Below are 23433 nucleotides of genomic sequence, written 5' to 3'. Positions count from 1 at the left end.
CGGAAGTTCAGCTCCCCCCGGGACGCCCTGGACGTCGGGATCGCGACCGTCTACCAGGACCTCGCGGTGGTGCCTTTGATGCCGATCTGGCGGAACTTCTTCCTCGGCTCGGAACTGACCTCCGGGTTCGGGCCGTTCAAGAGCATGGACGTCGAGAAGATGAAGGACATCACGCTCAAGGAACTCGCCGCGATGGGCATCGACCTGCGCGACGTCGAACAGCCCATCGGCCAGCTCTCCGGCGGTGAACGCCAGTGCGTCGCGATCGCCCGGGCCGTGTACTTCGGCGCGAAGGTCCTGATCCTGGACGAGCCCACCGCGGCCCTGGGCGTGAAGCAGTCCGGCGTGGTGCTCCGCTACATCCTGCAGGCCCGCGACCGCGGCCTCGGGGTCATCTTCATCACCCACAACCCGCACCACGCCTTCCCCGTCGGGGACCGGTTCCTGCTGCTCAAACGCGGCAAATCAATCGGCTACTACGACAAAAAAGACATCACCCTCGACGAACTCACCGCCCAGATGGCCGGCGGCGCCGAACTCGCCGAACTCGCCCACGAACTCGAACAACTCGGCGGCCACGGCGACATCGTCAAGGAAGTCCAGGGCGAAGTCGCCGACGTCGCCCAGACCACCGGCACGACCTACCAGTAACGGCCGCCCCAACTCCTGAAAGGACAAGCCTTTGGCTTACCTCAACCGCACCCCGTCCGACGCCGCCCTGCCGGTGCGGATCGGACTCATCGGCTCGGGCTGGATGGGCGCCTTCCACGCCGAGAGCATTGCCCGCCGGGTCCCCGGCGCCGTCCTTGCCGCCATCGCGGATCCGAACCTGGAATCCGCGGGGGCGCTGGCCGGCGCCCTGGGCACCACGAAGGTGACCGCGGACGCCGCCGACCTCCTGGCCGACCCGGCGATTGACGCCGTCGTCATCGCCAGCCCCGCGCGTTTCCATTCCTCCCTGATTGGCCAGGCCGCAGCGGCCGGAAAGCACGTCTTCTGCGAGAAGCCCGCCGGTCAGGGGCTCGAGGAGCTGGGCGCCGCCCTTGAGGCCGTCGACGCCGCCGGGGTGCACTTCCAGATCGGCTTCAACCGCCGGTACGCCGCAGACTTCCAAGCGGCCAAGAAGGACCTTGCCGCCGGAATCGTGGGGCAGCCGCAACTGCTGCGTTCGCTGACCCGGGACCCGGGCACCGGGAGCATCGGCCACGCCGCAAGGATCCCTGCGTGGACCATCTTCCTCGAAACCCTGATCCACGACTTCGACACACTGAACTGGTTCAACGAAGGCGCCGAACCTGTGGAGGTCTATGCGGTTGCCGACGCGCTTGTGGAGCCGGGACTGCGGGACCAGGGGTTCCTGGACACCGCCGTCGTGACCATCCGCTACAGCAACGGCGCGATCGCCGTCGCCGAGGCAAACTTCAGTGCACTGTACGGTTACGACATCCGCGGCGAGGTCTTCGGCTCCAAGGGCATGGTCCAGGCCGGCCGCGCCACCGAAACCGCCGCCCGCCGGTTCACCGCCGAGGGGATGTCCGCCGACACCCCGCGGCTGAACGTCGAGCTCTTCCGGCAGGCCTACACGGACGAGCTGGTGGACTTCGCCGACGCCGTGCGCGCCCGGCGTGACGGTACCGCGCCGGAGCCGAAGCCCTTCACTCTCACTCCGGGAGCCAGTGACGCCCGGCGCGCACTGGCCATGGCGCTGGCCTGCATCGAGTCCGTCAAGCAGGGGACCCCGGCAACGGTCAACACCGTGGCCGTCAACGAGAGCGTGGTCCTCTGATGCGGCTCGCCGTGTGCGCTGAGATGGTCTTTACGGACCTGCCGTTCACGGAGCGGGTGCGCCGGCTCCACGAGGCCGGTTTCGACGTCGAACTCTGGGACTCGCGGCCCAAGGACATCGGCGCGCTCAAGGCCACCGGGGCGGTGTTCTCCTCCATGACCGGTTACAGCTCCGGCAGCCTCGTGGATCCGGACACGGCGGACGAGGTGGTGCGGACCGCCGAGTCCCTGATCCCCACCGCCCTGGAACTCGGCGTAAGCCGGCTGGTGGTCCACCCGGCGGAACTCATCGACGGTCACGCGGCCCGGCCTGTCTACCGCTCCAGTGGACACATGTGGGTCACCGGCGCCCGGACCCTGGAACGGCTCGGGAAGCTCGGTGAGAAGTACGGGGTGACGTTCTGCCTCGAGAACCTCAACACCATCCTGGACCACCCCGGCATCCCGCTGGCACGGGCCAAGGACACCCTGGCGCTCGTGCAGGCCGCGGGGCACCCGAACGCCAGGCTCATGCTGGACCTCTACCACGCCCAAATGGGGGAGGGGAACCTGGTCGAGCTCGTTCGGACCGCCCTGCCATACATCGGCGAGATCCAGGTGGCGGACGTTCCGGGCCGCTGCGAACCCGGAACCGGGGAAATCAACTACGCGGCCGTCGCCAGGGCGCTCGCGGACGCAGGCTACGAAGGAACCGTGGGCATGGAAGCGTGGGCCAGTGGCGACAGTTATGCGGCCCTGGAGGCCTTCCGTGCGGCGTTCACCGTGCCCGCACCAAACATGAGAGTAGAAGTATGAGAGACGTAATCCTTGGACTCGTCGGCGTTGGGCGGATCGGGGTCATGCACGCCAACAACATCGCCGCCCTCAACGAGGTCCTGAACCCGCAAGGGATCCGTGTCCGGCTCCGTCTCACCGACGTCGCCGAAGAGCACGCCCGGACGGTGGCAAGCGGTCTCGGTGCCGAATTCCTGCCCTCGGTCGAGGCGCTGCTGGCCTCGGGGCTGGACGGCCTGGTCATCGCCACCGGAACCGGGACCCACCCTGAGCTCATCAAGGCCGGCGTGGACGCCGGGATCCCGGTCTTCTGCGAAAAGCCCGTGGCCCTGAACGTGGCCGACGCCCTGCCGGTGCTCGACTACATCCGGGACCGGAGCGGCGTGGTGCAGATCGGGCATCAGCGCCGGTTCGACGCCGGGTATCTGGAAGCCCGCCGCGCCTACCAGGCCGGCGAGCTGGGCTGGATCCATTCCCTGCGTGCCGTCACGTGCGACATGACGCCGCCCCCGGTCGAGTTCCTGGCCAGCTCCGGCGGGCTCTTCCGGGACTGCTCGGTCCACGATTTCGACATCCTGCGCTGGCTCACAGGCCGCGAAATCGTCGAGGTTTACGCCAAGGGCTCCAACAACGGGGATCCGGCGATCGGTGAAGCCGGCGATGTGGACACGGCCCTCGCGCTGGTGACGTTCGACGACGGCACCGTGGGAACGGTTTCGGCCACCCGCTACAACGGGGCGGGCCATGATGTCCGGCTGGAAATCCAGGGCTCCCGCGGCTCCCTGATGGTGGGCCTGGACGACAAGACGGCGCTGGCCTCCGCCGAGGCCGAGATCACGTTCCCCGCGGGGAAGCCGCATCTGACGTTTGCCGAGCGGTTCGAGACGGCGTACCGCTCCGAGATGGAGGCGTTCGTCGAACTGATCCTTGGCCGCCGGGAGAATCCCTGCACTCCGGAAGACGCCGTCGCGGCCTCCCGGGTTGCCGATGCCGCCCAGGAATCGCTGGCCACCGGTGCCCCGGTCAAGGTGACGGCGAGCGTCGCCAGCTGACCACGGCCCGGGGGTTGCCGGTCCTGAGCGGTCAGGGCCGGGTGCGGCACACCTCGACGAAGGCCCGGAACGGCGCGAGCCGCTCCCCGGCCGGGAGTTCCAGGGCCTCGGGGTGCCACTGGACCGAGGCCACCCAGCGCTCCGGATCCTCGAGCGCCTCGACAGTCCCGTCCTCGGCCACGGCCGTCACCCGCAATCCTCCGGCCACCCGGGCCACGGCCTGATGGTGGCCGGAGGCGATCTTCACGTTCACGGCACTCGAACCGCCGCCGTAGAGAGCGGCCACCCTGGAGCCGGCCTGCACCCCCACCTCGTGCCAGGCCCACGGTCCTGCCCCGCGCCCCGGCGCGGGCTCGCGGTGCGCCACCGTCCCCGGCGCCATGTCCTGGATGAGCGTCCCGCCGTAGACCACATTGAGCAGCTGATGCCCGCGGCAGATGCCGAACACAGGCAGCCCGGCGTCGATCGCAAGACGCGCCACGGCGAGATCCAGCGCGTCCTGGGCAGCGCTGACGTCGTAGCAGACGTCGCCGCGCAGCTCGCCGTAGAGGGCGGGGTCGAGGTCGCCGCCGCCGGGAAGAACGACGCCGTCAAGGGAGGCCAGCGCCGCGGCGAGGCCGCCGTCGTCGGGCCCCAAAGCGTCGAGCAGGACCGGTTCGCCGCCGCCCTCACGCAGCAGCTCCACGATGTACTCGAACAATGCGTTGGCTTCCGCCACGCGCGGGTCGGGATCGGCGGAACTGCTGAGGCGGACGGGAACGCCGATGCGCGGCCGGCCGCGGAGGGGGTTGCGGGAAGTCTGCATGCCTCATTCTGCAACACGATCGCGGACTAGGATTACTAGATGAATCCCCGCTATCTCGTGTCCCGCAGCCGGTACATTGCCGCCGCCCCCGAGGCCATCTTCGAGGTGCTCGCCACGCCCGCCCTGCACAGCGTGATCGACGGCTCGGACACGGTGAAGGGCGCCCAGCCGCGCGGGCCACGGCGGCTGTACCTCCGCGCCAGGTTCGGCATGCAAATGAACATGCGGGTGAACTACAAGATCCTCAATACGGTCTGCGAATTCGAGGAAGGCCACCGGATTGCGTGGCGGCACTTCTACGGCCATGTGTGGCGCTACCTGCTCGAACCATCCACGGGCAAGGACGGCACCGCGGGCACGCTGGTCACCGAGCAATGGGACGCGCGCCGGGTCCGCGGCAAGAGCTTCCTCCGGCTGGCCGGCTACCTGCGCCGCCATCCGGCCAATCTGGAACAGACGCTGGCCAAGCTCGACGCCTACATGGCTGCGCACCCGGACATGGGTAATGTGGATGGCAGCACGAAACGAGACTGAAGGTGGGAACTGGGATGGGCCGCAGGACACTGGTCGACGATCTCGTCGACGGCCTGCTGACCGAAATCCTTGACGGCAAGCTCCAGCCCCACAACCCGATTCCGCCCGAGGCCGACATCGCCAAGGCCTACGGCGTCAGCCGGCTCACCGTGCGTGAGGCCCTCAAAGCGCTCCGCGCGCAAAACATCCTCTATGTGAAGGCCGGCCGGGGAACCTTCGTCAATCCCACGGACAACTGGACCGGCCTGGACGCGATTTTCAAGGCGGCCTCGCATGGCAATGCGGCCGACCAGGTCTCGGTGGGACTGATTGAGATGCGCCGGATGGTGGAGACCGGGGCGGCCGCGCTCGCCGCCAAACGCTATACCCCGGAGCAGGCCGAGCGCATGCGCGAGTGCATCGCGGACATGAAGCGCTTCCACGACTCCGGCGACCTGGACCGCTTCGTGGAGGCGGACATTGGCTTCCACGACGCCGTCCTGAAGGCGTCCGGCAACCCCTTTGTGCGGGCCCTTTTCGCCCAGTTGGGCCAACTGCTGTACGTGACCCGACGCGAAACATCGGCCGTCGAGGTGATCCAGCAGCATGCCATCGATTACCACCAGCGGGTCCTGGACAGCATCCTGAGCGGCGACGCCGAGCGCTCGCGGCAGGCGATGGATGAGCACATGGACCAGACCAATGCGGACTACGAACGCTACGTCCGGGGCGCCAAGTCCTGACGTCCACCTCCGGACTCTTGACGTAATCCGAATCACATCCTAAGATTTTGCCTAGTTCCTGAATCAGATGTCTGACATCTGACTCAACAAGTATCCTGCAGCACGCGCTTCCAAGCGGGCAGGATGACCACCCCAATCCACCGATTTCCTCACCCGGCACAGCCGCAGGGCAGGAAAACACGTAAGAAGGTCGATGATGACTTCATTAGCCCCCAAGTCCTTCGGACTCGGCGAACTGGGCGACCGCACGCTCCGCAAGGTCCGCCGCCGCGTCATGCCCCTGATTGTCCTGCTCTACTTCGTTGCCTACCTGGACCGCAACAACGTCGGATTCGCCAAACTCACCATGAGCGAGGACATCGGCCTGAACTCCGCTGCCTACGGACTGGGCGCCGGCATCTTCTTCCTTGGCTACGCCCTCCTGGAGGTTCCCAGCAACGCGGGCATGTACCGGTTCGGAGCCCGGAAATGGCTGGCCCGCATCCTGATCACGTGGGGCATCTTCGCCACCGCCATGTGCCTGGTGAACGGTGAAACCACCTACTACATCATCCGGTTCCTGCTCGGTGCCGCCGAGGCCGGATTCTTCCCGGCGATCCTGTTCTACCTGACGCTGTGGTTCCCCGCCGCGCAGCGCGTCACAGTGCTGGGCATCTTCATCCTTGCCCAGCCTGTATCCAACGCGCTCGGCGCCCCGGTATCCGGACTCCTGCTGCAGATGGACGGCGTCATGGGCCTCCAGGGCTGGCAGTGGCTCTACATCATCGAAGGCATCCCGGCGATCGCCCTCGGCCTGCTGACGCCCATCCTCATGACGGACCGTCCGCGGGACGCCAAATGGCTCGAGGCCGACGAGCGCAACTGGCTCACGGCCACCATGGACGCCGAACTGGCGGCCAAGTCCCAGTCGGGCAAGCACAACTTCCTGGCCGGGCTCAAGGACAAGCGCACCCTGGTCTACTCCGCCCTCTACTTCGGACTGGTGTGCGGAATCTACGGCCTGGGCCTGTGGATGCCCACCATCGTCGCGGCCCTCGGCAAGTTCTCCACGGCCGAGATCGGCTTCATCGTCTTCATCCCCTATGCCGTGGCCGCAGTATTCGTCTACTTCTGGAGCAAGCGCGCGGACCGGACCGGCAAGCGTGCCTGGCACGCCTCGGTCAGCATGGTGCTCGCGGGCGTCGGACTCCTGGCCGCCGGCTACCTGCTGCCGGTCAACCCCTTCCTCGCGATGATCGGCCTGACGGTCTCGGCCATGGGGATCTACGGGGCCATCGCCCCGTTCCTCTCGATGCCCTCCGCGGCACTGACCGGTGCGGCTGCCGCTTCCGGACTGGCCCTGGTGAACTCCCTCGGAAACCTCGGCGGCTTCATCTCCCCGTACGCCGTCGGCCTCCTCAAGGACGCCACCGGAAGCAACCAGAGCGGGCTGCTGTTCCTGTCCCTCTGCCTGTGCCTCACCGCCGTGGCCACCTACCTCTACGCCCGCCGGCGCCCCGAAGGCGACGCCGGCCTTGACCCCGCGGTCGCAGCGGCTGCCGCCGTCGACCCGGCCAAAGTATCCTGATCCGAACCCCTGAAGGAATCGTCGTCATGACATCAATTACCCCGTTCCCCACTGAACGCACTGTGGTCCTGACCGGAGCCGCGTCAGCCCGCGGCATCGGCCGTGCCGCCGCCGACCGCCTGGCCAGCGAGGGCTGGTCCATCGCAATCCTGGACATCAATGCCGAGGACGCCAGCGCCGCTGCCGCCGAGATCGGTTCCAACCGTGCGGTCAAGGCCATCGGCGTCGGTGCGGACGTCTCCGACGCCGCGTCCGTTGACCGGGCCATCACCGAGATCGAAGGCTCGCTGCCCCCGATCGTCGCGCTGGCCAACCTGGCCGGCATCAGTTCCCCGACGCCGTTCATGGACACCACGGTCGAGGAATGGGACAAGGTCTTCGCCATCAACATGCGCGGATCCTTCATCGTCTCCCAGCGCGTGCTCAAGGGCATGATCGAGCGCAAGCTCGGCCGGATCGTGAGCATCTCCTCGATTTCGGCACAGCGGGGCGGCGGCACCTACTCCAAGGTCGCCTACAGCGCCTCCAAGGCCGGGATCATCGGATTCACCCGCGCCCTGGCCCGCGAGGTGGGCGAGTTCGGGGTCACGGTCAACGCGATCGCCCCCGGCCCCATCGACACCGACATCATGGGCGGCACCCTGAGCGAGGAACGCAAGGCGCAGATGTCGGAGGGCATCATGATGGGGCGGGTCGGCAGCCGCGAGGAAGTGGCGGCCCTGATCGCCTTCCTGCTCGGCCCGGACGCCGGTTACATCACCGCGGCCACCTATGACATCAACGGCGGCCTCCAGGTGTCCTAATCTGCACGCACCCCCGTTGCGCTATCACTTTTGGGCCTCAAGATCCCGGAATGGCCACCAAAAGTGATAGGGCAACGGGGGATTGGCGACGGTCTAGGCTGGCTCCATGAGCGCCGCCCGCAGCCTTTACCCCAGCCCCCGCACGTTGGATGTCGAGAGCGTTGCCGGTTTCGACCGGCTGGTCGCGGCGGGGGCGCGCAGCATGCACGGCTGGCATGTCCAGTCCCTGGATCTGCGGGGCCGCCGGACACAGTTGGAGGCGCTGGAGGCCCAGGGCGCGGTCTTCCTGGGCTGCAGGTTCGATCAGGGTGTGGAGGATTTGCTGCGCGGCCGGGGCGCCCTCATCTTTCCCCGGCTCACGGCGGTGCCGTTCAACCCCTACCGCGGGCAGTTGTATACGCCGCTGGAACTTTATGCCGGGATCGCCGCGTCGCCCTATGAGGACACGCTCGACGCGCGGGTGTACCAGTGGAGCATCCGGACGGGCCAGCGCCGCCGGCTCGATGCGACTCTGGCCGCCGCCCTGCATGACCATTCGATCGGCGTGGCCCTCGACGAGTTGGCCGGCACCTATCTCCGCGCCGGCCGCACGATGGTGGGGGTCATGGGCGGGCATATTGCCCGCCGCGGCACCGCCGTATTTGAGGAAGCCGCACTGCTGGGCCGGATGCTGGCCCGGAGCGGACGGGTGGTAGCCACGGGCGGCGGCCCCGGGGCCATGGAGGCCGCGAACCTGGGCGCCTTCCTCAGCGAAGCCCCCGAGCCGGACTTCCGGCGGGCCCTGGCAGACCTCGCGGCGGTGCCGTCCTTCCGCCCCTCGGTGTCCGCCTGGGCGCGGGCTGCTGCGGCGGTCGCCCAACGCCACCCGGAGGGTAAGCCGTCGCTGGGGATTCCCACGTGGTTCTACGGTCATGAACCACCGAACTTCTTCGCCACCCACGTGGCCAAATACTTCGCGAACGCCATCCGGGAAGCCATCCTGCTTGAACTGTGCAACGGCGGCATCGTCTTCTTGCCGGGTTCCGGCGGCACCGTCCAGGAGATCTTTCAGGACGCCTGCGAGAACTACTACGCCGCTCCGGAAACCGTCACCCCCATGGTCCTGGTGGGGCACGAACACTGGCTGCGGCGGTTCCCGGCGTGGCCCCTCTTACAGAGCCTGGCGTCAGGGCGCCGGATGGAGGGACGGATCTTCCTGGTCGATTCGGTCGCAGAAGCCCTTGAGGCGCTGGAGCGCTAGCGGATCAGAGATCCTTGCGGCACTGGGCGTGGCCGAGCTCGTAGAGTCCGTTCAGGTCGCCGTCGGCAAGCCCGTCCGGGGCTCCGATCTCGGGGTACATCAGCTGGGCCGGGTCATCGACATGTTCCAAGCCCATCACATGGCCGAGCTCGTGCAGGATTACGGCCGTGGCATAAGCTGCGCCCTCGGCGCGGTCCAGGTCATCCGCGATTTGCGGCGCATCCAGTTCCAGGCTGCCGGTGACGAAGCTCTTGGGACCGTCGCCGAAACTGAAGTGTGTGCTCCCGCCCGTGCCGATCACCGGGCCTTTGAGCTGCGGTGCCTGCTCCGGTGTGGTCCAGGCGATTAGCAGCGGCGCCCACCGGTCCCCGTAGCGGTCCTTCTGGTAGGGCGCCCGGGTGGGCGAGGGCGCCTCGGACGTGGGGCCGTCATTGATGAACGTGATCCCGGTGGCCTCCGAGATCGTCCGGATCGAGTCCTCCACAAGCCGCTCGGCACCCTGCGGGGCCAGGGCGGCATTGATGACGTAGTGCAGCGGACGGCACGGCGAGTAACCCACCGGAGTGCCGTCGTCGTTCGTTGCAAGGAACTTGTACGAAGTGCTGGCGGCCTCCGGTTTCCGGGGCAGGCCGAGGGGCTGGTCCTGCTCCTCGAGCCCGGGCGGGGGAGTGTCCGTCCGGTCTCCTCCGGCCGGCACGGCAGGCTGGCCGGAAGCCTGGCCAGCCTGCGGCTGTGCGTGCACGTCACTGCCTGAATTGTGCCCTGCGTTGTTTTCTGCGTTGTGCCCCGCGGTGTTCCCCGTTCCGCGGGTGACCTCGAAGAGGCCCGTGAACCGGGGATCGCCGTAGACAAGTCCCGCGGTGAGGAAGGCTCCGCCGGCGATCACCGCGGCGGCGGCCAGGTTCCTGACGATCCGCAGCGCGGTGGCTGGCCGGCTGTGCCGTGATCCGCGGTCCCGAAACTCAGGACCGTCCACTAGCCAACCACGGCGCCAAAGGCCATGCCCAGCAGGTACGTCACGCCGGCGGCACCCATGCCGATGGCCAGCTGGCGCAGGCCGCGGGTGGCCGGCGACGTGCCCGAGAGCAGGCCCACGACGCCGCCGGTGAGCAGCAGCGCCACGCCGACGAGGGCCGCGGAAACCACCAGTGCGGCGAGCCCTGTCATGCCCAGCAGGAAAGGAATGATGGGCACGATCGCGCCGGAGGCGAAGAAGCAGAAGCTCGACGCCGCCGCACCCCAGGCGGTGCCGACCGCCTCGTGCTGGTCCTCGCTTTCGGGCAGTTCCGGCCGCAGGGACAGGCTGGGATCGCAGTCACAGTCCAGCAGGCCCATCCGCTCCGCGACGCGGTGCTCGGCGGCCTCCCGGGACATGCCGCGGGCCAGATAGACGAGCAGGAGTTCGTTGTGCTCGATATCGAGCAGCGGCGCCGCCGCCAACGTGATCTGGGTGGGACGGGTCGCGGCGAGGAGCTCCCGCTGCGACCGGACGGAAATAAACTCCCCGGCCCCCATGGATAATGCGCCCGCCAGCAGCCCGGCGACGCCGCTGAGGAGCACTACCTGGCTTCCCACGCCCGAGGCCGCCATGCCCATGACGAGGGACAGGTTGCTGACCAGGCCGTCGTTGGCGCCGAAGACGGCGGCGCGGAACGTTCCGGCCAGCCGGTTGCGGCCCCGGGTGGCCAGCCCGCGGACCACTTCCTCATGGATCTGCTCGTCGGCGACCATGGCTGGGGTGGCGAACGATTCGGTGGCGTACGGGGAGCGGCTCTCCGCCCGCTGGGCCAGGGCCAGGACGAAGACCGAGCCGAAATGCCGGGCCAGGAAGCCCAACAACCGGCTCCGGAGTGAGGCATGCCGGTCCTTGCCGGCATGATCGCCCAGCAACTGGAGCCAGTGCGCCTCATGGCGTCCCTCGGCCTCGGCCAGCGCCAGCAGGATGGCGCGCTCCTCGCCGGCACGGTTCTGCGCCAGGTCCCGGTAGACGGCCGCCTCGGCACGTTCATCGGCGAGGTACTGGCGCCAGCGCTTGATGTCCCCTGCGCTGGGCGCTGCGCTCGGATCTGAACCGGCGGCCGTGCTGGGCGCTGCGCTCGCGTCTGTTCCGGGCTCCGGGCTGGGTGCGCTGACGGCAGGTGCGGTGCGGGGAGTCTCGCCGGGGGCAGGGGAGGCGTGCGGCGGGGCGGGGCGCGGGTCCGTCTCGGGGACCTGGGAGGGCTGTGTCGGGTGGTGCTGCGAAGAATCGTTGCGGTCCGATTCGGTGTGCTGAGACACGAAAAACTCCTGGGTTTGGTCGGGCATGGTCCGGCCCCATTGCGACTCCAGAGTACCCGGTATTTCCGCGTCTTTCCGGCTGGCCATCCTCAGCGGAAAGTTTAGGGAGGCCGTAACTGCCCTGCCGTGGCGGGGCCGCCCGCAGCCGCTTTCCGGCCGCAATTGTGAGCCCTTGACCGCCCGGGTCCGCGGTGTTCGAATGAAACCCAGGGCGGGCTCCCCGGGGCCCTGCCGCCGCCGAAGCCGCATGGAGGTTGCACCATGGACAGCACCGCATCACATCCCATCCAGCCGGCCCGGGACTCCCTCGAGTCCGATCCCGCCTACGACTACGCCGAGGACGCGCCCGTCAGTGATGCCGCGGAGACCGAGGACGAGGAGCTTCTCGAAGAGGCCGATCGGCTCGTTCCCCTGGACGCGGACGACTTCCTGGGCGACGAGACGCCGGTGGTGCCCCTGGAGGGGGAAGAATTCCTTGCCACTGAGGAAAACGAGTGATTCTCCCGCGGCCCGTTAAATAGCCCAAAGCCGAATAAATAGCCCAAAGGCCGACGGCGGCGCCCCCGCGTGGGGAGCGCCGCCGTCGACCTGTAACTCGCGGTCAGGACCCTGACGGGTCAGGTTCCTAGTGCGTGAGGGCCCTAGTGCGTGAGGGCCGGGGCCTTTTCTTCCTCGGCCGCGCCGCCGGCGACACGCCGGCGCCAGTTCTGCATGACCGCGGGATCCGTCGGCTTGGTCAGCAGCGACACCGCGATGTAGACGGCCGCGGAAGCCGCCAGGCCGTAGTAGATCGGCTCGTTGGCGTAGATGCCGTCCAGCGGAACCTCGGCGTTGACTTCCAGGATGATCATGGTGCCGAGCGTGATGACCGAGCCGACCGCCATGGACGCCGCGGCGGCGACGCCGGTGCCGCGCTTCCAGACCAGACCGCCGAGGATGGCCACCAGCAGGCCGCCGACAAGGATGTCGTAGGCAATGGTCAGGGCCGCGACAACGTCCTTGGTGACGATGGCGATCACGATTGCCACGATGCCCAGGCCCAGGACCCACATGCGGTTGGCCTTGACGTCGTGTTCCGGGTTGTCGGTGTCATCGGTGTTGACTGTCTTGCCGAACCAGCCGGCAACGAACGGCAGCACATCGGCGCGGGCCACGGTGGCGGCTGCGATCAGGGCACCGGAGGCGGTGGACATCATGGCAGCGACGGCGGCGGCCAGCACGAGGCCGCCGATGCCGATGGGCAACAGGTGGGTGGCGACCTCGGCGTAGACAACGTCCTTGCCCAGGGCCTTGACGTCGATCTGCGGCAGGGCCACGCGGGCGCCGAGGCCGATCAGGGCGCCGGCTGCGCCGTAGAGGATGCAGTAGATGCCGGCCGTCGCGCCGCCCCAGCGCGCAACTTCAGGCGTCTTGGCGGTGAACACACGCTGCCAGATGTCCTGGCCGATCAGCAGGCCGAGGGTGTAGACCACAAAGTACGTGATGATCGTCTGGGCGCCGATGCCGTCGATCTGGAAGAACGTGGCGTCCACCCGGCTGCGGATCCCGTCGAGGCCGCCGGCGGCGTTGAGCGTGAACGGCAGCATCAGGAAGAAGATGCCGACCGTCTTGATGACGAACTGGACCTGGTCGGCCAGGGTGATGGACCACATGCCGCCGATGGTCGAGTACACCAGCACGATTGCCCCGCCGACGGCGATCGCGACGGCGCGGTCCCAGCCGAAGAGCACCACGAAGATGGTGGCGTAGGCGCCCGTGGAGGTGGCGCAGAGCATCAGCGTGTAGGCGAGCATGACGATGCCCGAGGTCTGCGTGGCGTTGCTGCCGTAGCGCAGGGTCAGCATCTGGGAGACGGTGTAGATCTTCAGCTTCTGGATGGTGCTGGCGAAGAGCAGGCTCAGCAGCAGGACGCCGGCGCCGATTGCGACGACGAGCCACATGCCGGAGATGCCGAACTTGTAGCCGAGGCCCACACCGCCGACGGTCGAGGCGCCGCCCAGGACGACGGCGGCCATGGTGCCGGTGTAGAGGAACGGGCCGAGGCGGCGGCCGGCGACGAGGAAGTCGCTATTGTTCTTGGTGCGGGACTTGCCCCACCACCCGAACGCCAGCATGGCGGCCAGGTACACCACCACGATTGCGATGTTGACGAAAGTTGCGTCCATTAGAGGCTCCTTGGAGCGGGTTGGCAGCGGATGCGGGCTTGCCGGGCCTCAACAGAATGGTCGGCAAGGCTGCTGCTGCGTGACGTGGGTAGAGGAGGATTTCCGTCGGAACCTCCGGTTTTGCCCTATAGGCAACACATGTTGCCCAGAAGAGTATGCTGTGACTCCGGTAACAGTCAAGGCGCAGGGCGTCGTGCCGCCGCCTCCGCGTCACGAAGGCCCGCTCCCGCTAGGATTGCTCCAATAATGGGGCCAAGCGGCCGGCCGTGAAAGGTTCCTAAATGAAGGCACTACCAGTTGAACCGAGCAATGTTCCCGTTGCCATCGGTTCGCGGATCCGCGCCGCCCGGCAGTCCCAGCGGCTCACCATTGAACAGGTCGCAGACGCCACCGGACTCACCAAGGGATTCCTCAGCCGGGTCGAGCGGGACCTGACCTCGCCCTCGGTTGCCTCCCTGGTAACGCTGTGCCAGGTTCTGTCCATCTCCATTGGCGACCTCTTTGCCGCCCCCGAAACGCACCTCACGAAGCAGAATGAGGGTCCTCGGATCTCCCTCGGCGGCGAGGGGATCGTCGAGCGGCTGCTGACCGCCCGGTCCGAGCGCCGCGTCCAGATCATCCAGGCCGTGATCGAGCCGCGCGGGCGCGGCGAGTCCGAACTCTATGCTGTGGACTGCGATGTCGATGTCCTGCATGTGGTCAAGGGGAGCATCCGCCTGATCCTCACGAATGAGGAATTCGAGCTCAGCACCGGAGACACTGTAACGTTCCCCGGCCGGGAACCCCACACCTGGGTCAATCCCACCGACGACGCCGTCGAGGTGCTGTGGGTGCTGGTACCCGCCGCCAGCCGCTGAGGTCAGGACCGCAACAATAACCACCATGAACGTATCCACACGGCGCAATCCGGCACCACAGGACGGGCGCAAGCCGCTCGCGTCATCAACTGGGGGATCCATGAACCGCAACAACGTCTTTCTGTCCCTGGCCCTGGCCGCCGCGCTCGCGGTTGCCCTTGGCCTTAGCTCCTGCGCCGCAGCGGGCCAGCGTGCCGGCGAAACGGCAAGCGGCCCCGCCAGTGAAACTGCGGCCCCGGCGCAGCAGGAATCCGGCCCGGCCGCCACAACCGCGTCCACCGCCGCTTCGGCCACGCCCGCGCCGACCTCCAGCGCCTCCGGCACCCCCGCCCCGGCCACGCCGACGGCCAGTGCCGTGGCCGGCGTGAAAACCTTCACTTTCCCCGACGGGCACCTTTCCTTCTCCTACCCGAGCGGCTGGTCCATCCGGTTGGTGGGCTCGCCCGAGGACGCCGCCAAGCTGCGGGGCGTGCAGGCGGTCATCGCCGACGCCACCGGCAACGAACTGGCTTCCATCATCAGCAGCACCAGCGCCAGCAACGCCTCCGGCCCGGTGGCCCGTACCGTGCTGGACACCGCTCCGGTGCCGGGGCTAAAGGATGTGGACGGTGAACAGCTGGCCTTCGGCTTCGCGTTCGATTCCATTGCTGACCAGTCCGATTTCCACATGAGCGTCCGCAAGGAACGCGACTTCGCGCCCGGGGTCGCTGACTCCGGCTCCGCCTATGTCAGCTTCGCCAACGGCGGGGCGGAAGCCAAGGTGCTCTTCGGCAGCCCGGCGTTTGCCTCCGTCGACGCCGCCAAGGCCTGGATGACCACGGAGCAGTACATCCAGCTCAAGCGCCTGCTGCTCACTCTCAAGTACAACTGACCCCCAGGGCCTTGGTGAGATGTACGTCACATTCCGGCAATCTGCCGGAAACGGCAAATTAATGCCCAGAGTCGCCGCGTAACGTGCCGGCAAGAATCGGAAAGCCTTCCCGAAACACGCCGTGGGTAGCGTCATCCGCGGGGGGACGTACAACAGTCCCAAGGTGACATGGTCTCGCCGAATCGGCGCCCTCGGAGCGCCGGCACTCGAGGAAGGCTCCCGCTATGAAGTTCTCTGTGCTTGCAGTAGGAATGGCAGTAGATCCGCAGGTCCTTGACCCCGGATCGACCGCGTGGATGCTCACGGCCTCCGCCCTGGTCCTCCTGATGACCCCCGGACTTGCGTTCTTCTACGGCGGGCTCGTCAGGATGAAGTCCGTCCTCAACATCATGATGATGAGCTTCGGCGCCATGGGCGTGGTGGGCGTCGTCTGGGCCCTGTGGGGCTACGGACTGGCCTTCGGCCCGGATGCGCTGGGCGGATTCGTTGGGGATCCCTTCACTAATTTCGGCCTGAGCGGGCTGACCACCAGCATCGGCACCAAAGCGCCAGGACTGCCGGACATGATATTCGTCGGCTTCCAGGCCACGTTCGCCATCATCACTGTCGCGCTGATCAGTGGGGCGGTGGCCGAGCGCGTCAGGTTTGGACCCTGGCTGCTCTTTGCCGCCCTCTGGGTCACGCTCGTCTACGCGCCGATCGCGCACTGGGTCTGGGGCGGCGGCCTGTTCGGGCCCACCGGCATCATTGGCAGCAAGATCTCAGCCCTCGACTTCGCCGGCGGCACGGTGGTCCACATGAACGCCGGCATAGCCGGGCTCATGCTGGCGGTGGTTCTGGGCAAGCGGCTCGGCTTCATGAAAGACCCCAACATCCGCCCGCACAACCTGCCTTTCGTCATGCTCGGCGCAGGGCTGCTCTGGTTCGGCTGGTTCGGGTTCAATGCGGGCTCGGAACTCGCTGCCGACGCCACGGCCGCCCTGGCCTGGATGAACACGCTGCTTGCCACCTGCGCCGCCCTGCTGGGCTGGCTGCTCGTGGAGCGGCTGCGCGACGGGCATGCCACCTCGCTCGGAGCGGCCTCGGGTGCCGTCGCGGGACTCGTGGCAGTGACCCCGGCCTGTGGGTTCGTCGACCCTGTCGGGGCAATCCTGATCGGCACAATCGCCGGAGCCGTCTGCGCGCTCGCCGTCGGGCTGAAGTTCAAGATCGGGCTCGACGACTCCCTGGACGTCGTGGCTGTGCACTTCGTGGGCGGCCTGTGGGGGACCCTGGCCCTCGGATTCTTCGCACTGCCGTCCGCCAAGACGGCCGGCGGACTTTTCTACGGCGGTGGCCTGGCGCAGTTCTGGCCACAGATTCTTACCGCCCTGATTGTCACGGCATGGAGCGCCGCCATGACCACGCTGATTGGTTTCGCGATCCACAAGAGCATCGGCATGCGCGTTTCCGAGGCCGACGAGCTCTCCGGCATTGACGTGACGGAGCACGCCGAAACAGCGTACGAACTCCTCATGGTCGGCGGCAGCTTCCACCCCGGTGACCCGCATGCCCGGACTGATGGTGCCGCGGCCCACGCCCACGCCGGGACCCAGGCCGAAGCCCAGTCCGGGACCCAGGCCGGGGCCGAAGGGGAGGCCGTCCGCGGCAGGGTGTCGTCATGAAGCTCGTCACGGCCATTGTTCGGCCGGAGCGGGTCGCCGCCGTCAGCGCGGCCCTGGAACGGGCCGGGGTCAACGGCCTGACCGTGAGCCAGGCCAGCGGCTACGGCCGGCAGCGGGGCCATACCGAGGTGTACCGGGGCGCCGAATACAGCTCGGACCTGCTGCCCAAAGTGCGGCTGGAGGTCCTGGTCGAAGAGGACGCCCTCGGCGCCGTCATGGCGGCCGTTGAAGAGGGCGGGCGCACGGGCCGCTTCGGCGACGGCAAGATCTGGATTATCGAGGTACGCGACGCCGTCCGCGTCCGGACAGGGGAGCGGGGCGCCTCGGCCATCGCGTGAAAGCGTTGGTAAACAAATGATGCGCAATACGAAACTTCGAGTGTATGATGGGTGTCACAACCGTCGGTCAATCCTCGAAGGAGAGGCTTCTTTTGGAAGAGCTGCGCATCGAGGCCAATGGCAACCTTGGCCCCATCGATTCATCCCGCGTCCCACGCTACGCCGGGGCTGCCACCTATGCCCGCCTGCCGCGCCTGGACCAGGTGGCCAAGGCAGACGTCACGGTGGTCGGCGTGCCGTTCGACACCGGCGTCTCCTACCGCCCCGGCGCCCGCTTCGGGGCCAACCACATCCGCGAGGCCAGCCGCCTGCTGCGCCCGTACAACCCGGCGTGGGACGTCAGCCCCTTCGAGAACATCCAGGTTGCCGACGCCGGCGACATGGCGGTCAACCCCTTCAACATCAACGACGCCATCGAAACCATCCAGCAGAATGCCCTGGACCTGACGGCGACCGGCAGCAAGCTGGTGACCCTCGGCGGCGACCACACCATCGCCCTGCCGCTGCTGCGCGCCGCCGCAGAGCGCGCCGGCGGGCCCATTGCCATGCTGCACTTCGACGCGCACCTGGACACCTGGGACACCTACTTCGGCGCCGAGTACACCCACGGCACACCCTTCCGCCGCGCCGTCGAGGAAGGCATCCTGGACACCGAGGCCATCAGCCACATCGGCACCCGCGGCCCGCTCTACGGCAAGAAGGACCTCGACGACGACCACCGCTTCGGCTTCGGCATCGTCACCTCCGCCGACGTCTACTACCAGGGCGTCCTGGAGACGGTCGCCAAGGTCCGGGACCGGATCGGCAACCGCCCGCTCTATATTTCGGTGGACATCGACGTCCTTGACCCCGCGCACGCCCCGGGCACCGGCACGCCGGAAGCCGGCGGCATCACGAGCCGCGAGCTGCTGGAAATCATCCGCGGGTTCCGCGGCATGAACCTCGTCGGTGCCGACGTCGTCGAGGTTGCCCCGGCGTACGACCATGCCGAGATCACCGGCGTGGCGGCAAGCCACGTCGCCTACGAACTCGTGACGCTGATGGCGGACCGCGCCGTCGAAGGGGACCGCTTCGGCGCCCCGAACGGCTACGCGGCCCAAGCCCTCGGCCAGGAATCCCGCCGCACCGCCGGCTTCGGCTCCCCGGTGGCTTCGCCGGTGGCATCACGATGACCGGCGTGCGCAACGGCGGGGACCTCGTCGTCGAGACCCTTGAGGCGCTCGGCGCCAAGACGGTCTTCGGCATCCCGGGCCAGCACGCCCTGGGCCTGTTCGATGCGATGGGCCGCGGGAACCTGCACTTCGTCTCCTCCCGGGTCGAGAACAACTCGGCGTTCGCCGCGGACGGCTACTCCCGCGCCACAGGCGAGGTCGGCGTGCTGTTCCTGTCCACCGGTCCGGGCGCACTGACGTCCCTGGCCGGGCTGCAGGAGGCCTACGCCACCGGCGTTCCCATGGTGGTCGTGGCCAGCCAGATCCCGCTCGAGGGCCTCGGCGCCCGGCGCAAGGGCATGCTGCACCAGCTCGATGACCAGAAGGCCTCGGCCGCGAACGTCACCAAATCCCAGCGGCTGATCCAGCACGCCTCCGGCATCCCCTCGGCCATCCAGGATGCCTGGACCGAGGCGATCTCCTCGCCGCAGGGCCCCGTGTGGCTCGAAATCCCGCAGAACGTCCTGCTGGATCCCATCATGGTGCCTCCCGTGGAGGACGCCCTCGCCGAAGCGGCCGACAACCCGCCCCGCGTGGAACTGGTCCGCGAAGCCGTGAAATGGCTCTCGACGGCGGAACGTCCCGCCATCATCGCCGGCGGCGGCACCCGCCGCGGCCGGGCCGAAATGTCGCTGCTCTCGATTGCGGAGAAGCTGCGGGCGCCGGTGATCTGCACCCCGGGCGGCAACGGCGCGTTCCCCTGGAACCATGAGCTCTCGCTGCAGTCCTGGATCGAGGACCAGTACATGACGGAGGTGCTCGAGGACGCCGACGTGCTGATCGTCATTGGCTCCTCCCTGGGCGAGGTCACCTCCAACTACTTCACCTTTGAACCGCGCGGCAGGATCATCCAGATCGACGCCGAACCCCGCGTCCTGGAGTCCAACCGTCCGGGTCTGGGCATCCGGGCGGACGCCGGCCAGGCCCTAGCCGCGCTCGACGCCGCCCTGACCGAACCGCACGGCGAACGCGCCGACTGGCACGGCACGGCTCCCGAGGTGCTCGTCAAGGACACCCTGGCCAAGGTCAAGGCCCGCCTCGAGTCCCAGGACCTCGGCAAGGAACTGAAGTTCATGGCCGACATCCGTGAGGCCGTTCCCGCGGCCATGCAGACGTTCTGGGACATGACCATCTCGGCCTACTGGGGCTGGAGCTGCTGGGATGCGCGCGAGGGCCAGTTCCACTCCGCGCAGGGCGCCGGCGGGCTGGGCTTCGGCTTCCCCGCGGCGATCGGCGGCGCCGTCGGGCTCGAAACCACCGGCACTTCCGCCGGCGCAGCTGCCGGACACGCCAGAGTGCTGGCCGTCTCCGGCGACGGCTCGGCGATGTACTCCATCTCCGAGCTCGCCACCGCCAAGCAGCACAACGTCCCGGTCACCTGGCTCATTGTGGACGACGGCGGCTACGGCATCCTGCGCGAATACATGGTGGGCGCCTTCGGCAAGGCCACGGCCACCGAGCTCGCCCGGCCCGACTTCGTCAAACTGGCAGAGTCCTTCGGCGTCCCGGCCGTCCGGGTGGCCCCGGAGGGCGTCGGGGACGCCCTGAGGGCGGGCTTCGCCGCGGACGGCCCCAACGTCGTCGTCGTCGAAACCCTGCTCCACATGTTCGGCCCCACCCACCTGGCCACGTAGCCGGGACCTCAACAACACGGCAGCACTTCAGTAACAGCACTTCAGTAACAGCACTGCACAGCGCGGACCCGGCCGGGTCTGCCCCTCACGCGAGGGGCAGGCCCGGCCGGTCCGCGTTCGGCATTTAAGCGCCCTTTAGGAGCCGCGCGGCACCTCCCACGAGAGAGTTAGTTTCCCGAAGTAACCAATTTCGTATATAGTTGCCTTGGGCAAACAAAAGAGGGGTGTCCATCATGTCAGTTGAATCCAACGCTGCAGCCAAACTCGTGTACCAGATCTTCGACCTCCAGCGCGCGGTCCGCTGCGTTGCCGCCGCCAGCCTGCGCGGGCAGGACACCGGAGTGGCGCTGCAGGGCGTTCTGCGCTTTGTGGGGGAGGGCGAATCCCGGGCCACGCATCTTGCGGAGCGGCTCGGCGTCAGCGCCCCGGTCCTCAGTCGGCACATCGCCGACCTCGAAGAGCACGGCTATGTGGTCCGCCGGCCGGACCCGGAAGACGGCCGCGCGCAGCTGATCGCCCTGTCCGCCGCCGGCACGGAAAAGTTGCGTGTCATCGAGGACCAGCGGACGGCCACCATCCAGGACCTGTTGCGGGACTGGAGCCAGGACGACGTCGAATTGACGGCGCGCACCCTCGAAAAACTTGCTGAGTCCCTCAGGACCTCAGCCCGGGCAACGACGGCCGGACCCACGAAGACGACCGAAATTGTTGAGGAGTAGATATATGGCTAGCCACGCCGCCGCCACAGGGCCGTCCCCGGCCCCGTCCGACCTTGCGCAGGGGGCATCCCGCGCATCCCAGACCGCCGCAGAACCTGTGGCGATGACCCACCGCCAGATCATGGAGGCGCTCACCGGGCTGCTGGCGGCGTTCTTCACCGCCATCCTGAGCAGCACGATCGTCGCCAACGCGCTGCCCACCATCATGTCCGAGCTCAAGGGCACCCAGACGGACTTCGCCTGGGTGATCACCGCCGCGCTCCTGGCCAACGCGGCAACCACCCCGATCTGGGGCAAGCTCGCGGACCTCTTCAACAAGAAGGTCCTCGTCCAGCTGAGCATCGTGATCTTCGTGGCCGGCTCCGTCATGGCCGGCCTGTCCGAGACCATCCCGCTGCTGCTGACCGCCCGTGTCATCCAGGGCATCGCCATGGGCGGGCTCACCGCCCTTGCCCAGGCCATCATCGGCTCCATGATCCCGCCGCGTGACCGTGGAAAGTACTCCGGTTACATGGGCGGCGTCATGGCCGTGGGCACGGCAGGCGGCCCGCTGCTCGGCGGCTTCATTGTCGACAGCCCGCTGGGGTGGCGCTGGACCTTCTTCGTCTGCGTCCCGCTCGCGGTGGTCGCGCTGATCCTGCTGCAGGTCACCCTGAAGATCCAGCACGTCAAGCGCCCCGCCAAGATCGACTGGCTCGGCTCCATCCTGTTGACCTCCGGCGTCAGCCTGCTGCTCATCTGGGTCTCCTTCGCCGGTAACCCCGACTACTACGACTGGTGGTCGTGGCAGACGGTGGCCATGGTGGGCGGCGGCGTCTTGCTCCTGGGCCTGCTGGTGCTGGTGGAATCCCGGGTCGCCCAGCCGATCATCCCGCTCAAGATCATCTCGGAGCGGACCACCGCCCTCGCGATCCTCGCCTCGGTGGCCGTCGGCGTGGGCATGTTCGGCTCCTCGACCTTCCTTGGCCAGTACTTCCAGGTGGCACGCGGCGCCACCCCCACCGAGGCCGGGCTGCTCACGCTGCCCATGATCGCCGGCAACCTGATCGGGTCGGTTGCCTCCGGCATGCTGATCAGCCGCACCGGCAAGTGGAAGCGGTACCTCGTGGCCGGCGCCATCTTGCTGATCGGCGGCCTGGGCCTGGCCGGCAGCATGGACCACACCACTGACCTGTGGCTGACCGGTATCTACACCGCCATCCTCGGCGTCGGCCTGGGCCTGCTGATGCAGAACCTCGTCCTCGCCGTCCAGAACACCGTCCAGGCCAAGGACATCGGCACGGCCAGTGCCTCTGTTGCCTTCTTCCGGTCCGTCGGCGGGGCGATCGGCGTCTCGGTCCTCGGCGCCGTGCTGGGCAACCGGGTCAAGGAGCTCGTCGTGGAGGGGCTCGCGTCCGCCGGGATCCAGGTTCCGGCCGGATCCGCGGGGGCCAGCATGGACCTCAAGGACATGCCGGCACCGATCCGCGACATCATGCGGGCCGCCTACGGTGACGCGATCGCCGAGGTCTTCCTGATCTCTGCAGTTGTCGGCCTCGTGGCGCTGGTGGCCATCCTGTTCATCAAGGAACGCCCGCTGCGCCGCACCGTCGACGTTCGGCCGGAACCCGCCGAACTTGCAGGGGACGCCCCGGATCTCGCTATGGCCGGTGCCGCGGCCACGACGCCGGGCAACACCGGCAACACCGGAAACACCGGGAATACCCGTAACACCGGAAACACCGGGAAATCCCGTAACACCGGCAAAACCGGGACCGACGCCGCCGTGGCAGCTCCGTCCGCCGGCGGAACCGGCATCGTGGACCTGGACCGGGAATTCATCGAGGTGCTCAGCCGGGAGCGCGCCGAATCCCGCTTCCCCGACGGCGCCCGCCAGCGGACCCGGACCTTGGTGGCCGAGGACCGGCCCGAGGCCGCCGACGTCGTACCTGTGATGCTCCAGACCCAGCAGCTGCTCGCGGAGCAGCAGCTGCTGCTGGCGGACGCGCTGCGCGCCGTGCACGAGCAGGCCGCCGAGCAGCGTGCCATCGCCGCCGAACAGGCCCGGGCTGCCGAGGAGCTCACGGCACTGCGCCGGCAGCTCGCCAAGCAGCGCAAGATGCAGCGCGCGGCTGCCGACTACATCGCCACCCACGGCCGGCACCGCACCCAGTAGCGCCGGCTCGCGGCACCGGACCGCAGAGGCCCCGCGGCCGCCCCCCAGGGGCGGCAGTGGGGCCCTTCGCGCGGCAAGACGGTTGCGTGCGAGGCAGCGGCAGCCGCTAAACTACACCGTTTGGATGATCTTCAGTGTCCCGTGTTCCACCCGGGCAGGGGATTTCGTAGAGTTGGGTGGCTAAGGCTGTCGGCCCCAACGGATAGTCTTCAATCAGCTTTTCAACTCACTTCATTTCCGGTCTTCGTATCGTCCGGCCT

General features: G+C 68.0%; 22 protein-coding genes. 18 read left to right on the top strand and 4 right to left on the bottom strand.

The annotated features are described in order from the left end of the window. From C566_RS0118905 to C566_RS0118890, 4 genes are all read left to right on the top strand, one after another. Positions 1-651 (top strand): ATP-binding cassette domain-containing protein (locus C566_RS0118905; RefSeq protein WP_018775926.1); only part of this gene is annotated, 651 nt, incomplete at its 5' end. A gap of 31 nt (positions 652-682) precedes the next feature. Beyond that, positions 683-1786, top strand: a complete 1104-nt coding sequence (locus C566_RS0118900; RefSeq protein ID WP_018775925.1) for a Gfo/Idh/MocA family oxidoreductase — start codon at positions 683-685, stop codon at positions 1784-1786. Then, positions 1786-2580 carry a TIM barrel protein gene (locus tag C566_RS0118895; RefSeq protein ID WP_018775924.1) on the top strand — a complete coding sequence of 265 codons (795 nt, stop codon included), beginning with the start codon at positions 1786-1788 and terminating at the stop codon, positions 2578-2580. The genes C566_RS0118900 and C566_RS0118895 overlap by 1 nt, the downstream gene beginning before the upstream one ends. Further along, positions 2577-3611 (top strand): Gfo/Idh/MocA family oxidoreductase, encoded by a 1035-nt coding sequence (locus C566_RS0118890; protein WP_026266853.1) that lies wholly within the window; start codon positions 2577-2579, stop codon positions 3609-3611. Before C566_RS0118895 ends, C566_RS0118890 begins: the two co-directional genes overlap by 4 nt. 31 nt (positions 3612-3642) lie before the next feature. On the opposite strand, the gene C566_RS0118885 is transcribed toward C566_RS0118890, so the two are convergent. Next, entirely contained in the window at positions 3643-4416 is a 774-nt protein-coding gene (locus C566_RS0118885; protein ID WP_018775922.1) for a gamma-glutamyl-gamma-aminobutyrate hydrolase family protein, read from the bottom strand. Positions 4417-4455: 39 nt separating this feature from the next. Here C566_RS0118885 and C566_RS0118880 point away from each other — a divergent pair, with 39 nt between their 5' ends. The 5 genes from C566_RS0118880 to C566_RS0118860 all read left to right on the top strand — a co-directional run bounded on the left by C566_RS0118880 (position 4456) and on the right by C566_RS0118860 (position 9282). Continuing rightward, on the top strand, positions 4456-4950 hold the full coding sequence (locus C566_RS0118880; RefSeq protein ID WP_018775921.1) for an SRPBCC family protein: 495 nt from the start codon (positions 4456-4458) through the stop codon (positions 4948-4950). Positions 4951-4964: 14 nt separating this feature from the next. Further along, a complete protein-coding gene (locus C566_RS0118875; protein WP_018775920.1) occupies positions 4965-5672 on the top strand; it encodes a FadR/GntR family transcriptional regulator in 708 nt (235 codons plus the stop codon). 193 nt (positions 5673-5865) lie between these two features. Then, the gene (locus C566_RS0118870; RefSeq protein ID WP_018775919.1) at positions 5866-7239 is read left to right on the top strand and encodes an MFS transporter; all 1374 of its coding nucleotides are present in this window, start codon (positions 5866-5868) and stop codon (positions 7237-7239) included. 26 nt (positions 7240-7265) lie between these two features. Further along, on the top strand, positions 7266-8042 hold the full coding sequence (locus C566_RS0118865) for an SDR family NAD(P)-dependent oxidoreductase (RefSeq protein WP_018775918.1): 777 nt from the start codon (positions 7266-7268) through the stop codon (positions 8040-8042). A gap of 106 nt (positions 8043-8148) precedes the next feature. Beyond that, on the top strand, positions 8149-9282 hold the full coding sequence (locus tag C566_RS0118860) for an LOG family protein (RefSeq protein WP_018775917.1): 1134 nt from the start codon (positions 8149-8151) through the stop codon (positions 9280-9282). A gap of 4 nt (positions 9283-9286) precedes the next feature. Here the strand turns inward: C566_RS0118860 and C566_RS0118855 are convergent, their stop codons facing one another. Together C566_RS0118855 and C566_RS0118850 are read right to left on the bottom strand one after the other, a co-directional pair. Continuing rightward, the gene (locus C566_RS0118855; protein WP_026266852.1) at positions 9287-10258 is read right to left on the bottom strand and encodes a matrixin family metalloprotease; all 972 of its coding nucleotides are present in this window, start codon (positions 10256-10258) and stop codon (positions 9287-9289) included. Continuing rightward, entirely contained in the window at positions 10258-11559 is a 1302-nt protein-coding gene (locus tag C566_RS0118850) for a VIT1/CCC1 transporter family protein (protein ID WP_231386436.1), read from the bottom strand. Before C566_RS0118850 ends, C566_RS0118855 begins: the two co-directional genes overlap by 1 nt. 261 nt (positions 11560-11820) lie before the next feature. On the opposite strand from C566_RS0118850, the gene C566_RS0118845 reads away from it, so the two are divergent. Then, entirely contained in the window at positions 11821-12057 is a 237-nt protein-coding gene (locus tag C566_RS0118845; protein WP_018775915.1) for a hypothetical protein, read from the top strand. Positions 12058-12200: 143 nt separating this feature from the next. On the opposite strand, the gene C566_RS0118840 is transcribed toward C566_RS0118845, so the two are convergent. Further along, entirely contained in the window at positions 12201-13724 is a 1524-nt protein-coding gene (locus C566_RS0118840) for a sodium:solute symporter (protein WP_018775914.1), read from the bottom strand. Between the two features lie 281 nt (positions 13725-14005). On the opposite strand from C566_RS0118840, the gene C566_RS0118835 reads away from it, so the two are divergent. The 8 genes from C566_RS0118835 (at position 14006) to C566_RS0118800 (ending at position 23173) form a co-directional block, all read left to right on the top strand. Next, entirely contained in the window at positions 14006-14581 is a 576-nt protein-coding gene (locus tag C566_RS0118835) for a helix-turn-helix domain-containing protein (protein ID WP_018775913.1), read from the top strand. Positions 14582-14606: 25 nt separating this feature from the next. After that, on the top strand, positions 14607-15452 hold the full coding sequence (locus C566_RS22820; RefSeq protein ID WP_155846946.1) for a hypothetical protein: 846 nt from the start codon (positions 14607-14609) through the stop codon (positions 15450-15452). A 224-nt stretch (positions 15453-15676) separates the two neighbouring features. Beyond that, complete coding sequence (locus tag C566_RS0118825; RefSeq protein ID WP_018775911.1) at positions 15677-17116, top strand: ammonium transporter; 1440 nt, start codon at positions 15677-15679, stop codon at positions 17114-17116. After that, positions 17113-17454: a P-II family nitrogen regulator gene (locus C566_RS0118820; RefSeq protein WP_018775910.1), complete on the top strand. Its 342-nt coding sequence runs from the start codon at positions 17113-17115 to the stop codon at positions 17452-17454. The genes C566_RS0118825 and C566_RS0118820 overlap by 4 nt, the downstream gene beginning before the upstream one ends. Positions 17455-17546: 92 nt before the next feature. Beyond that, positions 17547-18626, top strand: a complete 1080-nt coding sequence (speB, locus tag C566_RS0118815; protein ID WP_018775909.1) for an agmatinase — start codon at positions 17547-17549, stop codon at positions 18624-18626. Beyond that, positions 18623-20299, top strand: a complete 1677-nt coding sequence (locus C566_RS0118810) for a thiamine pyrophosphate-binding protein (RefSeq protein ID WP_018775908.1) — start codon at positions 18623-18625, stop codon at positions 20297-20299. Before speB ends, C566_RS0118810 begins: the two co-directional genes overlap by 4 nt. 233 nt (positions 20300-20532) lie before the next feature. Continuing rightward, positions 20533-21018 (top strand): MarR family winged helix-turn-helix transcriptional regulator, encoded by a 486-nt coding sequence (locus tag C566_RS0118805; RefSeq protein ID WP_026266850.1) that lies wholly within the window; start codon positions 20533-20535, stop codon positions 21016-21018. A gap of 103 nt (positions 21019-21121) precedes the next feature. After that, on the top strand, positions 21122-23173 hold the full coding sequence (locus C566_RS0118800; RefSeq protein ID WP_018775906.1) for an MDR family MFS transporter: 2052 nt from the start codon (positions 21122-21124) through the stop codon (positions 23171-23173). Positions 23174-23433: the final 260 nt, after the last annotated feature.

The organism is Arthrobacter sp. 131MFCol6.1, from assembly GCF_000374925.1.
Classification (GTDB): domain Bacteria; phylum Actinomycetota; class Actinomycetes; order Actinomycetales; family Micrococcaceae; genus Arthrobacter.
The sequence above is the reverse complement of the archived record's forward strand: the minus strand, read 5'-3'. Positions and strand labels throughout refer to the sequence as shown.

What these genes read in the sequence shown, in the direction of transcription:
- C566_RS0118820 (WP_018775910.1), top strand. Translation starts at nt 17,113, where the DNA reads ATGAAGCTCGTCACGGCCATTGTTCGGCCGGAGCGGGTCGCCGCCGTC.
- C566_RS0118825 (WP_018775911.1), top strand. Translation starts at nt 15,677, where the DNA reads ATGAAGTTCTCTGTGCTTGCAGTAGGAATGGCAGTAGATCCGCAGGTC.
- C566_RS0118875 (WP_018775920.1), top strand. Translation starts at nt 4,965, where the DNA reads ATGGGCCGCAGGACACTGGTCGACGATCTCGTCGACGGCCTGCTGACC.
- C566_RS0118870 (WP_018775919.1), top strand. Translation starts at nt 5,866, where the DNA reads ATGATGACTTCATTAGCCCCCAAGTCCTTCGGACTCGGCGAACTGGGC.
- C566_RS0118895 (WP_018775924.1), top strand. Translation starts at nt 1,786, where the DNA reads ATGCGGCTCGCCGTGTGCGCTGAGATGGTCTTTACGGACCTGCCGTTC.
- C566_RS0118835 (WP_018775913.1), top strand. Translation starts at nt 14,006, where the DNA reads ATGAAGGCACTACCAGTTGAACCGAGCAATGTTCCCGTTGCCATCGGT.
- C566_RS0118810 (WP_018775908.1), top strand. Translation starts at nt 18,623, where the DNA reads ATGACCGGCGTGCGCAACGGCGGGGACCTCGTCGTCGAGACCCTTGAG.
- C566_RS0118800 (WP_018775906.1), top strand. Translation starts at nt 21,122, where the DNA reads ATGACCCACCGCCAGATCATGGAGGCGCTCACCGGGCTGCTGGCGGCG.
- C566_RS0118890 (WP_026266853.1), top strand. Translation starts at nt 2,577, where the DNA reads ATGAGAGACGTAATCCTTGGACTCGTCGGCGTTGGGCGGATCGGGGTC.
- C566_RS0118880 (WP_018775921.1), top strand. Translation starts at nt 4,456, where the DNA reads ATGAATCCCCGCTATCTCGTGTCCCGCAGCCGGTACATTGCCGCCGCC.
- C566_RS0118805 (WP_026266850.1), top strand. Translation starts at nt 20,533, where the DNA reads ATGTCAGTTGAATCCAACGCTGCAGCCAAACTCGTGTACCAGATCTTC.
- C566_RS0118860 (WP_018775917.1), top strand. Translation starts at nt 8,149, where the DNA reads ATGAGCGCCGCCCGCAGCCTTTACCCCAGCCCCCGCACGTTGGATGTC.
- C566_RS0118865 (WP_018775918.1), top strand. Translation starts at nt 7,266, where the DNA reads ATGACATCAATTACCCCGTTCCCCACTGAACGCACTGTGGTCCTGACC.
- C566_RS22820 (WP_155846946.1), top strand. Translation starts at nt 14,607, where the DNA reads ATGAACGTATCCACACGGCGCAATCCGGCACCACAGGACGGGCGCAAG.
- C566_RS0118840 (WP_018775914.1), bottom strand. Translation starts at nt 13,724, where the DNA reads ATGGACGCAACTTTCGTCAACATCGCAATCGTGGTGGTGTACCTGGCC.
- C566_RS0118885 (WP_018775922.1), bottom strand. Translation starts at nt 4,416, where the DNA reads ATGCAGACTTCCCGCAACCCCCTCCGCGGCCGGCCGCGCATCGGCGTT.
- C566_RS0118845 (WP_018775915.1), top strand. Translation starts at nt 11,821, where the DNA reads ATGGACAGCACCGCATCACATCCCATCCAGCCGGCCCGGGACTCCCTC.